We start from the raw sequence: 12,712 nt of genomic DNA, 5'->3' as shown, positions 1-12,712 counted from the left end.
TCACTCTCCCCCGCTAGTCAGAAGTGGTAGGATAGCGCCTTTGTTTAGCAGCGATAAGAGCCGCCTACTCACATGTTCTTTAAACGGTTTAGAAAATCCGCCCCCAAAGACGACCCAAAAGTCGAACAACAGCAGCCCGAATCAGACGAGCAAACGCAAAGCGAGCCGCCTGAGGCCGAACCCGTCCCGCTCGAACCAGAAGTACCGGACCCCGCTCTGATTGAGCCCGAGCCGACTCCTGCAGCGCCCGCCACCAAACCCGAGCCGCCAGCCAGCGAGGCACCGGCTGCCGAGCCCGTGCCCGAAGCACCGGTGGCTAAAGAGGGTTTGTTCGGCCGTATCAAGCGCGGCTTGTCTCGCACCAGCAGCAACTTCTCTGAGGGCCTCGGCAATATCTTTTTGGGTAAAAAAGAGATTGACGATGAGCTACTGGAAGATCTCGAATCGCAGTTATTGGTAGCCGATGTGGGCATCGAGGCCACCACTGACATTATTGATGACTTAACCTCCCGGGTAGCCCGCAAGCAGTTGGCTAACCCCGAGGCTCTGTACGATGCCCTTAAGGCATCACTGGCCGAGCTGGTCGCGGGCTCCGAGCAGCCGCTGATTATCGACACCGGTAAAAAGCCCTACGTAATTTTAATTGTCGGCGTTAACGGTGTGGGTAAAACAACCACCATTGGCAAACTGGCCAAGCGCTTACAGGGCGAGGGTAAATCGGTCATGCTCGCGGCCGGCGATACCTTTCGCGCCGCCGCGGTCGAGCAGCTGCAAGTGTGGGGCGAGCGCAATAGCGTCCCCGTAATCGCCCAGCACACGGGTGCCGACAGCGCCTCGGTCATTTTTGACGCCGTACAGGCGGCTAAGTCGCGCGGTATTGATGTGCTGATCGCCGATACCGCCGGGCGCCTGCACAACAAAGATCACCTGATGGAAGAGCTTTCTAAGGTGCGCCGAGTGATGGGCAAGCTGGATGACAGCGCCCCCCACGAGACCCTATTGGTACTGGATGCCGGCACCGGGCAAAACGCCGTCAGCCAGGCCGAGCACTTTATTAAATCGGCCGGGGTAACCGGCATCGCCCTGACCAAGCTCGACGGCACCGCCAAGGGCGGGGTGATTTTTGCGCTTACTAAACAATTTGGCTTGCCTGTGCGCTTTATCGGCATTGGCGAGGGCATCGACGATTTACAACCGTTTGTCGCCAAGCCCTTTATCGAGGCCTTGTTTGAGCGGTGATTCGCTTTCAGAATGTCACCAAACGCTACGCCACCGGGCAGGAGGCGCTCAGCCGGGTTGATTTGCAAATCAATCGCGGCGAGATGGTGTTTTTAACCGGCCATTCGGGCGCCGGCAAGAGCACCCTGATGAAGCTCATTATGCTGATGGAGCGGCCCAGTCACGGCCACATCGAAATTGGCGGGCGCGACACGAGTGCGATCAAGCGCAGCGGTATCGCACATTACCGGCGCGACATCGGCGTAGTGTTTCAAAATCACCAACTTCTGTTTGACCGCAGCGTGTTTGATAACGTCGCCCTACCTCTGCAGGTGGCGGGCTACCACGCCTCGGATATCGGCCGCCGGGTACGCGCAGCATTAGATAAAGTGGGACTGCTGCACAAAGAGCGGGTCAACCCGGTTACCCTGTCCGGTGGCGAGCAGCAGCGCGTAGGCATCGCCCGCGCAGTGGTTAATAAACCCTCCTTAGTGCTCGCCGATGAGCCCACCGGCAACCTCGACCCAGAGCTGTCGGCCGAGATTATGACGCTGTTTCGCCAATTTAATGAGCTGGGCGTCACCTTGATGATTGCCACCCACGATATCGATTTAATCGAGCGTATGAACAAGCGCGTACTGCAACTGGCCGACGGCCGGGTGATCGCCGGTGGTACACCGCAATGAACCGCTTTAACCCTAAGCGTAAACCGGCCCCGCCGCCACGCAAGCCCGCACCGCGCGCGCAGGGCGCGATCCAGAGCAAAACCGCCTGGCGCCACCGGTTAGAAGCGTGGCAGGCGCATCACAGCGATTGCGCTATCCAAAGCTTGCTGCGTCTGCTGCGCACGCCGCTGCAAAGCACGCTTACGTGGCTGGTGGTTGCCATCGCCACCGCGCTACCCGCCACCCTTTATGTGGCGCTGCTCAACATCGAGTCACTGGGTTATCACTGGCAGGACTCAAGCCAAATTTCGGTGTTTGTAAAACCCGCCGCAAAACCCCAAGCTATTGAGCAGTGGGCAAGCACCTTGCGAGCCCGGCCGGATATCAGCGAAGTGGTTTACGTAAGCCCCGAGCAGGCACTGGTAGAATTTAAAACCTACTCCGGCCTCGGTGCTGTGCTGGATGATTTAACCGAAAATCCGCTACCCCCGGTACTGTTAGTACAACCGAGCGACCAGACCACCGGTGGCGCCCTAGAGACGCTGCTGGACGAGCTAAACGGGCACGGGCTAAGTGACGATGCACGGCTGGACATGATGTGGGTTAAGCGCCTGGAACAACTGGTAGAGCTGGCCAGTCGCGGGGTATTCTTTCTGGCGGCGCTACTGGCATTGGGCCTGCTGTTGGTCGTCGGCAACACCATTCGCCTCGCCATCGAGAGCCGGCGCGATGAAATTCTAGTGGTTAAGCTGGTAGGCGGCACCGATGCCTACGTGCGCCGGCCTTTTCTCTATACCGGCCTCTGGTACGGATTGGGCGGCGGGTTAATCGCCCTGCTGCTACTGGCACTGGGGCTCGCGTGGCTCGAGGCGCCAGTGGCCTCGCTGGCGGAACTTTATCAGAGTGAGTTTAGTCTGAGTGGCCTGAGCCTGACCCATAGCCTACAGTTGGTACTGAGCGCCGGGCTCATTGGCCTTGCCGGGGCTTGGCTTGCAGTGGGCCGCCATTTGGCACAAATCGCCCCCCGCTAATTGCGGTTTTTGTCCACAATGTGAAGTCGCACCCGTTAAGATTCGTCAAACCCTTGTTTTATATGGCTTTTTTATCTAAGCGAGGGAACTTCTCGGCCTTGGCAGGCTCAAAGGATCAGTGCTAGACTAACTGACCCTGCAAATAAGCAGGGTTTAATCGGTATTTACTGGGAGTCACAACTATGGGCACAAGCCTACAGCCACTGGGGAACCTCGCACCGGGTGCCAACCTCAATGCCTATGTGCAGGCTGTCAGCGGCTTTTCTGTTCTCACAGCACAGGAAGAGCAGACCCTCGCTGAAGACCTTTACTACAACGACAGCCTCGAAGCCGCCCGCCGGCTGGTTATGGCGCACCTGCGCTTTGTGGTTCACATCGCCCGCTCGTACAACGGCTACGGCCTGCCACTGGGAGATCTGATCCAGGAGGGCAACGTCGGCCTGATGAAGGCAGTAAAGCGCTTCAACCCAGAAAAAGGTGTGCGCCTGGTATCGTTTGCCGTGCACTGGATCAAAGCCGAGATTCACGAATTTATCTTAAAGAACTGGCGCATTGTGAAGGTGGCCACCACCAAAGCACAACGCAAATTGTTCTTTAACCTGCGCGGCGCTAAAAAGCGCTTGGCCTGGCTCACCAACGATGAAGCCAAAGCCGTTGCCGAAGATTTAAATGTCGACGTTAAACACGTGCGCGAGATGGAGAGCCGCCTCTCCTCTTACGACGCCGCGTTTGACGCCCCGGAAAACGACGATGAAGACAGCCATTTTGTCGCGCCGGCACACTACTTAGAAGACAAACGCCAAGACCCGGCTGCGCAGCTTGAAGCCGCCAACTGGGAAGAGACCAGCGTCAGCAGCCTGGAAAACGCCATGGAGCAGCTGGACGAGCGCAGCCGCACTATTTTGCAGCGTCGCTGGTTAAGCGATGACAAATCTACTCTGCACGATTTGGCTGCCGAGTATGGCGTATCCGCCGAGCGTATCCGCCAGCTCGAGAAAAACGCCATGAAGAAAGTTAAAAACATGATGACCGAAGCGGCTTAAGCTCGCCGCACACGTCACCGCAAGCCGCGCACTGCGCGGCTTTTTTGTGTCAGCTGTTATTGCGCGACTCGACGTTGCCACCCCGCTATAATACTGGCTGAATACCCCACGGAATAAACCATGCCCAAACTGATACTCAGCATCGCCGCCGCTTATGGGTTTATCGCCGTTGCGCTGGGCGCCTTTGCCGCCCACGGCTTAAAAGGTAAACTGCCCGCCGAATTACTCGGCGCGTTTCAAACCGGTGTGCAGTACCAGATGTACCACGCTCTGGCATTGTTACTGGTGGGCATTTGGTCCCTACAGTCGTTGTCACCGGGCGCTACCGCGTGGCTAACACGCGCCGGTGGACTGTTTATCGCCGGCACCCTACTTTTTAGCGGCAGCTTATACGCCTTAACCCTTACCGGTATTGGCCTGTTTGGCCCCGTGACGCCACTGGGCGGTGTCTGCCTGCTGCTAGGTTGGCTGAGCCTGTTTATTGCCGCATTAAAATCTTTTTAAGGATCTCTCACCGCAACATGACCGATATTCCAGAGTTTCGCCCCGAGTTTAAAGACAAGTCCATCCGCAGTTTTGTGATTCGCGCCGGGCGCATGACCGACGGGCAAAAGAAAGCGTTTCAGCAATACTGGCCTAAATTTGGTGCCAGCTTGTTTGCCGGCAGCTTTGAGCCAAGCGAACAGTTTGGCCGCACGGCGCCGCTGGTACTCGAAATTGGTTTTGGCATGGGTGACTCTCTGCGGGAGATGGCACTAAACGAGCCCGACAAAGACTTTGTTGGCATTGAGGTTCATCCGCCAGGCGCCGGTCGTTTAATCCACACCGCCGGGGAAGCGGGTGTCGACAACCTAAAAGTGTATATGGCCGACGCCACCGATGTGTTGGATGACTGCTTTGCCGACGCCAGTCTCGACCGTGTGCAGGTGTACTTCCCCGACCCATGGCACAAAAAAAAGCACCACAAGCGCCGCATTATTCAGCCCGAGTTTGTCCAGCGTATTCGCGGCAAGCTTAAAATAGGTGGCTTGCTGCACTTTGCGACCGACTGGGAAAACTACGCCGAGCATATGAAAGAAGTGATGGACGCCGCCGAGGGTTATAGCAACACCCAATCGGACGGTGGATACGCGCCTCGACCAGACTACCGCCCCATCACTAAGTTTGAAAAGCGCGGCGAAAAACTCGGCCACGGCGTATGGGATTTGCTTTACCGCCGCGACCGCTAAACGCCGAGCCAGTACCCACGCACAGGGAATCGGCCGGGAGGCAAATGGTGCACTTATCATGGCAACCGGCGACGCAAAAACGCGCCTTGGTAAGCGTTGCACTCGTCGCGCTTAGCCTTACCCTGTATGTCAGCGGCACTTTGGCGCTGACAAGTGCCGTCGCCCTACCCATATTTGCCCTGCTCGTCGCGTTACACACCTCGTTTAAAGTAACGCGCAGTCGGCTCAACACTCTGCTGGCGGCTAGCCTTTGGCTTTTGGCCTTGATAAGCGGCTTTGCCATCGCTCTGTACCGGCCTGGTAATTTTACTTACCCTGCCGTACACCACTTTAGTGAATTGGGCTTTACGCTCTACCCCAATCTTGCCAAGGCTTTGGCGGGCTACTTCATTATTATTTGGCTTTGGGAGCCTTACGGCATAGGGCAGGGGCGAACGCGAGCGCCTGCAGCGCTGCTCGTCGGCGTCAGTGCATTGGCGGTACTGTGCGCCGCCAGCTTTGTATTCAAAATAGACTGGCAGCCCAAGCTACCCGACGGCATCCTTTGGTTTGTGCTGATTAATTTCGGCATTACCGTGGTGGCCGAAGAGGCATTCTTTAGACTGCTTTTGCAAGACGGTTTGGCTAAACTCGTGCTAATGGCCAGCGCAAAAAAACAACGGGTAGCTCAGTGGGGCGCCGCAGCCGTTGCCACATTGCTTTTTGCCCTGGCGCATGCATCCATTACGCACCCGCTATTTTGGCTATTTTTATTGGCCGGCGGCGTTTATGCGCTGGTGTACCAATGCACGGGCCGCTTTAGTGCCGCCACCGCCACGCATTTTGGTGTGAACATACTGCACTTCACGTTATTAGAATACCCGCTGACGCTCTAGATTAAGCGCGGGCGGTTACACCCGCCCGACTGAGGTCACCATTTTTTCCTGTACGTGTTCGGCCAGCCCCACACCCGCTTCAGACATCGTCAGGTAGGTTTCATCGGCGCCTGCCAGATTAATCTTGTCAGCTTCATCCTGAAACAAACTGTGGGAGGCAATAAAGCCGCTGTATCCACGCTGACGCAGTTGACGTGCGGCGATAATTTTAGCCTCGAGATCGCTCATGCTGAGAATCACCGCCCGGATATTGCTCATCTCCACGCCCTGCCAAAACACCTGGTCCTCGGCGTCGGCAAACATCACCGCACGCCCGGCTTTACGGTGCCGATCCACCTTACCCGGGTCGGAGTCGAGTGCGATTAACTTAGTCGTTTTACCGCTCAGCTGATCGTAGGCGGCGGTGCCGGTGCGCCCCATACCAAATATCAATACCTCGGCATCGCCCAGCGAGATTGGCTGCTGATCGGGATGGTGGATATTGCGCTCTAACGGCAACAGCCAGCGTGACAGCTTTTCATAAAAGGGGTGCGCCGCCCGGTTAAGGGGCGCCGAGACGACAAACGAAACCGCCACCGCCAGAGCCAGCGGCACTAACCACTCGGGCAATACCGCGGCCGCCACAATAAGCCCAAACTCGCTGTAATTGGTCAGAGCCAAGCCGCTCAGAAACGCGCTGCGTGCGCGCAACTTAAACAGCACCAGCAGTAAGAAAAACCCAATGCCTTTCAGCGGCAATAACAACATCGCCACCGCGGCCAAAATAAAGGCCTCTTTGCCCGGCAGGCCACTCATGCCAATTTGCAAAAAGAAGCCGACCAGAAACACCTCTTTGATACTCCACAAAGAGTTGGACAGCTCGGTGGCACGCCGGTGCTGCGCGAGCAACACGCCAAAAGCCAGAGCGCCCAACTCGGAGCTTAACCCCAGCGCCTCAAAGCCCATACCGCCAACCACCAACGCCAGCAGCAACCCCAGCAAAACCATCAGCTCGTCGTGACCACAGACATCCAACAGCTTAAATAGCAAAGGCCTAAGCAGCGGTAGACCCAACACCAACGGTGCCCACACCGAGGGAACATTGCCACTAGCCACAGAGATCACCAGTAGAGCGATAAGATCCTGCACCACCAAAATACCAATAGCGACCCGGCCGTGAAATGCCCGCAGCTCACGCTTACTGTCCAGCACCTTTGCCGCCAACACAGTGCTGGAAAACGACAGCGCAATAGCCAGCAGCACCGCCTCGTACCAAGTAACGTCCAGCAGCATGTACATGCCAGGTGTAAGCAGCGCCACAGCCAACACAAAGTGCAAAATCCCGCCGCCGATCACCTCCGGTTGCACCAGGTTGCGCACCCGGAGTTTTAACCCCACGGTAAACAGCAGCAACAACACGCCAATATGCGCAACATGAGCGATAATCTCGTCACCATTGGCTGGCAGCTCGACAAAATGCCCCAAACCGCTGATAGCAAAGCCTGCGGCCAGATACCCCACCAGTGGCGGCAAGCCTACCGAGCGCACCATCAAACCGAGCGTGAATGCACACGCAATCCATACTGCTTCTAACATTCCTGTGCCTTCTATCTGCCTTAAGCTATAGGTATCGTCACCGCATGTGGCGAACCTCTTGTGATTATCCCGCTAGCCAACCTTGAAAATAGCGCCGAATATCCTTATTTTACCCCATGTTGTTGGCCACACTTGCCGGCCAGCAACCCGTACGGGACGACCCGCACGGCAGAGTTATCTGATTATCTCTAACCGGGGACGACCCCGCCCCGATGAGATTACCAAACATGTCGTGGATTTACTTGCTTTTAGCCGGGCTATTCGAAGTTGTATGGGCCGTAGGCCTAAAATATTCCGATGGTTTTACCCGCCTTTGGCCCAGCATCGGAACATTACTCGCCATCATTATCAGCCTGTCGCTGTTGGGGTTATCCCTTAAAGACCTGCCAATTAGCACCGCCTATGCAATCTGGAGCGGCATCGGTGCGGTGGGGACTGTGATCCTCGGCATATTCCTCTTTGGTGAGGCCGTATCGGCTTTGCGCCTTGTCTGCATTGCCCTTATACTCACGGGCATTGCCGGACTAAAACTAACCTAGGACACACCATGGAAGCACTGTACGACGAACACCCCGTGATGTTTAAAAACAATCCTCTGGGTTTTATTCTGGCCCTGCTTTTGTGCTTAGTCGGGATTGGCATCATTATTTTGCTGATCTGGCACCTCAACAACAAATCATCGCGCCTGATGGTGACCAAATCCGATGTTTTGTACGAGAAAGGCCTGCTAAGCAAAGAGCGCTCGGAGCTGAACATTACCAGTATTCGCACCGTCAAAGTAAAACAGTCTTTCTGGAACCGTATTTTTGGCACTGGCACCATCGAGCTCTACACCGCGGGCGACTCGGCCGAGATCATCGCTGTAGGCATGCCGGACCCAAACCGAGTGCGAGACATTATCAAAGCTCACGATTAACCGAGGCATTTATGGGCAGCGACGAAAAGGACAAGCGTCAGGCACGAGCCACCCTAATTGGCATTGTGGCGGTATTACTACTGGCAGTGATTGCCACCGTGCTCCTGCTACCTATGCTTGGTGACATTACCGATGGCGCCTTCTCACAGGGCTTAGGCCTGAAAGACGCCGCCGTTATCTCGTTTTTTGTCACCACCGCACTGCTCGTGGTATTCGCCATCACCTCTGGCGACGGCCTGATCGGCGAGCTACAGTTTGTGCTCGGTGGATTTTTTACCTTTTTTATTATCATTTGGCTGATGATTGCGTGGATATTTTAGCCCGCCCAACGATCGGCCCCAACACAGTGTAATTTTTATGAATCTGACTCGTACTTTATTAGCTATCGCCTTACCTGCAACACTGCTGGCCAGTAACGCCTGCCTAGCCGATAACGAGCGCGGTTTTTTTGCCGGTGCCGGTGTGTCTGCGGTTAATGCCGACGATGAACGAAGCTACGACGGCGCCGACTTGTGGGTGGCCGAGCTGTTTGGTGGCTACAAGTACAACAGCCTGCTGGGCGCCGAAGTGCGCTACGGCACAGGTTTAGGGGCCGATACCGTGTACCTGGATGGGGACGACACCATCGAGGCGGATATGGACATCGATAGCTACCAGGCAATTTACTACCGCGCAGAGGCCACCAACCAACATGGCCGCTTTTACGCCTTACTGGGTTACTCCGACTTAGATTACCGCATCGAGAGCACTAAGCTCAGCACCGACGGCTTCTCTTGGGGGCTAGGTTTTGGTTGGTATATCGCCCCTCAGTGGAACCTGAACTTTGAGTATAAAAACCTGGCCGATGTCGACAGCCAAGAGTTTACCGCCATTAACATTAACCTGGACTACCGCTTTTAAGTCGTGGCCCAGTTGCTAGAAAAACCGGTGCACTGCCCTTTTTGCGATGCACCGCTAACCCTGCTTGTTGATGACTCCGCCGGTACGCAGCGCTACACGGAAGATTGCCATGTATGCTGCCAGCCCATGGATGTCAACATCTGGGTCGATAGCGACGGTGACGTGAGTGTCACCGTCGAGCAAGAGTAATTAGGGTTGCAGCACCGTATCGAGTGCGGCCTTTAACTCCTCGCTGTCGGGCGTGACCTTACTGCCAAAATGCTGTACCGCGCCAGTCTCACCATCCAGCAGGTACTTATTAAAGTTCCAGCCCGGCTGCTCGCTCTGAGCGCCCAAATAGGCAAACAAGCCATTGGCCTCTTCTCCAGATACAGCCGTGGGCGCTAACATGGTAAAGCTTACCCCATAATTGGTATAGCAAATCGTCGCCGCTTCTTCCTCAGACTTGGCAGCCTGCTTAAAATCATCGCTGGCAAACCCCACCACGACCAAGCCCTGATCCGCGTACTCTTGGTGTAGCGCCTCAAGTGCCTTAAATTGCGGGGTAAAACCACAGTGGCTGGCGGTATTCACAATCAGCGCGTCTTTACCGGCCAGCAACTCACATAAATTAGCGCTCTCGCTAGAGTGCAACTTGCGGTACTCGCCCTCTAAATACGCGGGGCAGCTGGCCGCTTGCGCCAACGCGCCACTAACACCCAATAAAGCGATTAGAGCCTTTGCGGTTTTCATGTTTACACCCTTCTACTAACAATTAAAATACTCACAGTATCAAGGTTACGCCAACCGTAACAGATTGGATGACTTCAAACCTTGAGTGCAGTCCTGTTATGATCTTACTCTTACATTCAGCCAAGACCAAATAAGCATGCGCATTCCCCGTATATACTGCCCGGTAGATCTCAGCCTTAACACTCCCGTTAAACTGGACGACAACGCGGCGCACTACTTGGGAAAGGTGTTACGCATGACGGCCGGCCGGCCGCTGATTGTATTTAACGGTCAGGGCGGAGAATACAGCGGTGTCATCACCGACGTGGCTAAAAAGTACATCGAGGTTACACTTAACAGCTACGACGACAACGACCGGGAGTCTCGCCTGTCTATCGAGCTGGCCGTCGGTTTGTCGCGCGGCGAGCGCTGGGACTTAGTGCTACAAAAAGCCACCGAGCTTGGCGTCACACGAATTGTGCCGCTCGTTACTGAACGCACAGAAGTAAAACTCAAGGGTGAGCGGCTGGAGAAAAAGTGGCAGCACTGGCAACAAATTACCATCAGTGCCTGCGAGCAGTGTCAGCGCAATCGCCTGCCCGAGCTTGCGCCACTCACCCAGTTAAGCGACTATTTAGCCCGCTCCGATGCAGAGCAAAAGTTTGTTTTGCATCATCGCGACCACCAAGCCTTACCCAAAGCGCTTACGCCAAGCAGCGTCGCATTGCTCATTGGCCCCGAGGGCGGCCTTAGTGAAGACGAAATTGTCACCGCGCGCAACGCAGGCTTTAATCCACTAACACTGGGTCCCCGGGTGATGCGCACCGAAACCGCACCACTGGCCGCCATTAGCGTGCTGCAATACCAGTGGGGAGATTTTGCATCATAAAGTTTAAGTGCTGTTTAACGCCCGCCCACTCATCAGCCGTAATACTGTAAAGCACCGAATCACGTATACGCCCATCGCGCATCTGCATATGTTTGCACGACAGGCCTTCATATTTTGCACCGATACGCTCGATCGCATGGCGGGAGCGACGGTTAAGGCAATCCGTTAAAAACTCGACTCGCAAGCTGTCCAATTGCTCGAAGGCGTGACGCAGCATTAAATATTTAATGGCAGTGTTCACCTCGGTACACTGAAAGCGCTGGGCGATAAACGTTAAACCAATTTCAACCCGGCGATGTTCAGGCACCGCACGCATAAAACGTGTGGAGCCAATCACGGCATTACTCGGTTAACAAATAATGGCATAAGTAAGCCCCGAGCCCACCCGATGGTCGGACAGCGCTTTTGCCAAAAAGGCGTCTAGCCGCTCCGGTGCTGGCACAATAGTCAAAAACAGCTCATGCCAATTGCCGTCGGCAATCGCGGCGGTCAAACCGGGTAAGTGATGCTCCGTTAATGGCTCAAGGCGAACTCTGTTCAAGTTCAGTACCTGTGGATCAAACTCCATCTTGCCTTTCTCCTCGCGCGCTTGCGCTATAGTAAAACCGCTCAGACAGGCACAAAAAAGCCCGCCTTTTTACGGCGGGATTTTCACAAATGCCAACGCCGCCCGTTAAGGTGCGATGGCAACCATGGTTGTCGTGAAACAATGTTCAGCAATCATAAATCGAGTATTACCGCTGACAACCGTTACGGCAAGTTAACGAAATGGCTTTGCTACATCTGTGGTTAACTTAAGCTCGGGCAACAATATTTGACGGACTTTTTTTGCATGCCTATCAATCACCCACACCTGCTGCGCCGCGGCGGGATCAAAACTGAACGCCTGACCTTGCGCCTGCAAATCGATGGTTGCCAAATGCACCAACTCAGGCCCCATGGAAGGCAACCCCATTACGTACATCTGTGGGGCGTCATGCCCCATCAGATAAAGATAGCCGCCGGGGCCAATAGCCCCGCCAGAGGCTGCGTAAGGTGCCATCATGTTTACCAGTGAAGGAGGCAAAGCCCAACCACCCGTTCGGCGCCAGCGATCATCGTAGCTCACGATTGATGAGTACTCACTGCCCTTAAAAGACTCGCCGCCTTTTTTGGAATAGTGCGCAAAGCCGGCAATAAAACCATCTTGCCAGTGCTCAAACCACACCAATGAGCCGGCGTCGGTAAGCCCAAGGCTATGACTTTTATGAGGTTGTAGCGGGTCCGTTGTAAATACCTCTACCGAACTGGCAATAGGGATTTCAGAGTAGTTGGAGTTAGCACACCAAAGCTGTTGGTCGCGCGCATAACAGCTATTAATGTGTCGCACTGGACGCGTTCGGGTGCCCGTCCAGCGGGCAACAAACTCACCATTGTCTTTACGGTACTTACCTATAACAGCGTTATCTACCGGGTAAAAGTATTGATCGTCTACCGCGACACCCTGATCAGCCTCAGGTGCATTAAAGGTATTTAATGTCTGGGCTTTTAGCTGTATGACTTGAGGTGCCTGATATTCAAGTTGATCTACGGGAGGCGGCTCTGCGCCCCAGGCATTCATGCCCGAAGAGCAAAGCAACACAACAAATACAGAAGCTAACTTATTCATAATGCTCCTCAT

At 55.0% G+C, this 12,712-nt stretch carries 18 protein-coding genes; 13 read left to right on the top strand and 5 right to left on the bottom strand.

Annotated elements, in window-relative coordinates; translation table 11 throughout:
* Positions 1 to 72: 72 nt before the first annotated feature.
* The 7 genes from ftsY (at position 73) to SD69_RS17975 (ending at position 6,061) form a co-directional block, all read left to right on the top strand.
* Positions 73 to 1,239, top strand: a complete 1,167-nt coding sequence (ftsY, locus tag SD69_RS04040) for a signal recognition particle-docking protein FtsY (RefSeq protein WP_041522190.1) — start codon at positions 73 to 75, stop codon at positions 1,237 to 1,239.
* Positions 1,236 to 1,904, top strand: a complete 669-nt coding sequence (ftsE, locus tag SD69_RS04035) for a cell division ATP-binding protein FtsE (RefSeq protein WP_041522189.1) — start codon at positions 1,236 to 1,238, stop codon at positions 1,902 to 1,904. Before ftsY ends, ftsE begins: the two co-directional genes overlap by 4 nt.
* Positions 1,901 to 2,914 (top strand): permease-like cell division protein FtsX, encoded by a 1,014-nt coding sequence (gene ftsX / locus SD69_RS04030; RefSeq protein ID WP_041522188.1) that lies wholly within the window; start codon positions 1,901 to 1,903, stop codon positions 2,912 to 2,914. Before ftsE ends, ftsX begins: the two co-directional genes overlap by 4 nt.
* A 182-nt stretch (positions 2,915 to 3,096) precedes the next feature.
* Entirely contained in the window at positions 3,097 to 3,957 is an 861-nt protein-coding gene (gene rpoH, locus SD69_RS04025; protein ID WP_041522187.1) for an RNA polymerase sigma factor RpoH, read from the top strand.
* 120 nt (positions 3,958 to 4,077) lie between these two features.
* Entirely contained in the window at positions 4,078 to 4,461 is a 384-nt protein-coding gene (locus SD69_RS04020) for a DUF423 domain-containing protein (protein WP_041522186.1), read from the top strand.
* Positions 4,462 to 4,478: 17 nt separating this feature from the next.
* A complete protein-coding gene (trmB, locus tag SD69_RS04015) occupies positions 4,479 to 5,186 on the top strand; it encodes a tRNA (guanosine(46)-N7)-methyltransferase TrmB (RefSeq protein WP_041522185.1) in 708 nt (235 codons plus the stop codon).
* Between the two features lie 44 nt (positions 5,187 to 5,230).
* On the top strand, positions 5,231 to 6,061 hold the full coding sequence (locus SD69_RS17975) for a CPBP family intramembrane glutamic endopeptidase (RefSeq protein WP_052480874.1): 831 nt from the start codon (positions 5,231 to 5,233) through the stop codon (positions 6,059 to 6,061).
* A 15-nt stretch (positions 6,062 to 6,076) separates the two neighbouring features.
* On the opposite strand, the gene SD69_RS04005 is transcribed toward SD69_RS17975, so the two are convergent.
* Complete coding sequence (locus SD69_RS04005) at positions 6,077 to 7,636, bottom strand: cation:proton antiporter domain-containing protein (RefSeq protein WP_041522184.1); 1,560 nt, start codon at positions 7,634 to 7,636, stop codon at positions 6,077 to 6,079.
* A gap of 227 nt (positions 7,637 to 7,863) precedes the next feature.
* Here SD69_RS04005 and sugE point away from each other — a divergent pair, with 227 nt between their 5' ends.
* Genes sugE through SD69_RS03980 form a run of 5 tightly spaced genes read left to right on the top strand, consistent with a single transcriptional unit; the run spans position 7,864 to position 9,641 of the window.
* Positions 7,864 to 8,175 carry a quaternary ammonium compound efflux SMR transporter SugE gene (gene sugE, locus SD69_RS04000; RefSeq protein WP_041522183.1) on the top strand — a complete coding sequence of 104 codons (312 nt, stop codon included), beginning with the start codon at positions 7,864 to 7,866 and terminating at the stop codon, positions 8,173 to 8,175.
* An 8-nt stretch (positions 8,176 to 8,183) separates the two neighbouring features.
* A complete protein-coding gene (locus tag SD69_RS03995) occupies positions 8,184 to 8,552 on the top strand; it encodes a PH domain-containing protein (protein ID WP_041522182.1) in 369 nt (122 codons plus the stop codon).
* Between the two features lie 11 nt (positions 8,553 to 8,563).
* Complete coding sequence (locus tag SD69_RS03990; RefSeq protein WP_041522181.1) at positions 8,564 to 8,872, top strand: hypothetical protein; 309 nt, start codon at positions 8,564 to 8,566, stop codon at positions 8,870 to 8,872.
* 37 nt (positions 8,873 to 8,909) lie between these two features.
* Complete coding sequence (locus tag SD69_RS03985; RefSeq protein WP_052480873.1) at positions 8,910 to 9,452, top strand: porin family protein; 543 nt, start codon at positions 8,910 to 8,912, stop codon at positions 9,450 to 9,452.
* 3 nt (positions 9,453 to 9,455) lie between these two features.
* Positions 9,456 to 9,641 (top strand): CPXCG motif-containing cysteine-rich protein, encoded by a 186-nt coding sequence (locus tag SD69_RS03980; protein WP_041522180.1) that lies wholly within the window; start codon positions 9,456 to 9,458, stop codon positions 9,639 to 9,641.
* Here the strand turns inward: SD69_RS03980 and SD69_RS03975 are convergent, their stop codons facing one another.
* Positions 9,642 to 10,184 carry a glutathione peroxidase gene (locus SD69_RS03975; RefSeq protein WP_041522179.1) on the bottom strand — a complete coding sequence of 181 codons (543 nt, stop codon included), beginning with the start codon at positions 10,182 to 10,184 and terminating at the stop codon, positions 9,642 to 9,644. It lies immediately after the preceding gene.
* A gap of 136 nt (positions 10,185 to 10,320) precedes the next feature.
* Here SD69_RS03975 and SD69_RS03970 point away from each other — a divergent pair, with 136 nt between their 5' ends.
* The gene (locus tag SD69_RS03970) at positions 10,321 to 11,052 is read left to right on the top strand and encodes a 16S rRNA (uracil(1498)-N(3))-methyltransferase (protein ID WP_041522178.1); all 732 of its coding nucleotides are present in this window, start codon (positions 10,321 to 10,323) and stop codon (positions 11,050 to 11,052) included.
* On the opposite strand, the gene SD69_RS17970 is transcribed toward SD69_RS03970, so the two are convergent.
* The 3 genes from SD69_RS17970 to SD69_RS03960 all read right to left on the bottom strand — a co-directional run bounded on the left by SD69_RS17970 (position 11,012) and on the right by SD69_RS03960 (position 12,700).
* A complete protein-coding gene (locus SD69_RS17970) occupies positions 11,012 to 11,389 on the bottom strand; it encodes a GNAT family N-acetyltransferase (protein WP_052480872.1) in 378 nt (125 codons plus the stop codon). The two genes, SD69_RS03970 and SD69_RS17970, sit on opposite strands and share 41 nt — an antisense overlap.
* Before the next feature lie 12 nt (positions 11,390 to 11,401).
* On the bottom strand, positions 11,402 to 11,620 hold the full coding sequence (locus tag SD69_RS17965; RefSeq protein ID WP_052480871.1) for a GNAT family N-acetyltransferase: 219 nt from the start codon (positions 11,618 to 11,620) through the stop codon (positions 11,402 to 11,404).
* Positions 11,621 to 11,812: 192 nt separating this feature from the next.
* Complete coding sequence (locus tag SD69_RS03960; RefSeq protein ID WP_052480870.1) at positions 11,813 to 12,700, bottom strand: hypothetical protein; 888 nt, start codon at positions 12,698 to 12,700, stop codon at positions 11,813 to 11,815.
* Positions 12,701 to 12,712 lie beyond the last annotated feature (12 nt).

The sequence above is a fragment of the Gilvimarinus agarilyticus genome, assembly GCF_000832015.1.
GTDB lineage: Bacteria > Pseudomonadota > Gammaproteobacteria > Pseudomonadales > Cellvibrionaceae > Gilvimarinus > Gilvimarinus agarilyticus.
Note: the sequence above shows the minus strand (reverse complement) of the source record. Positions and strands in the feature narration are given on the sequence as shown.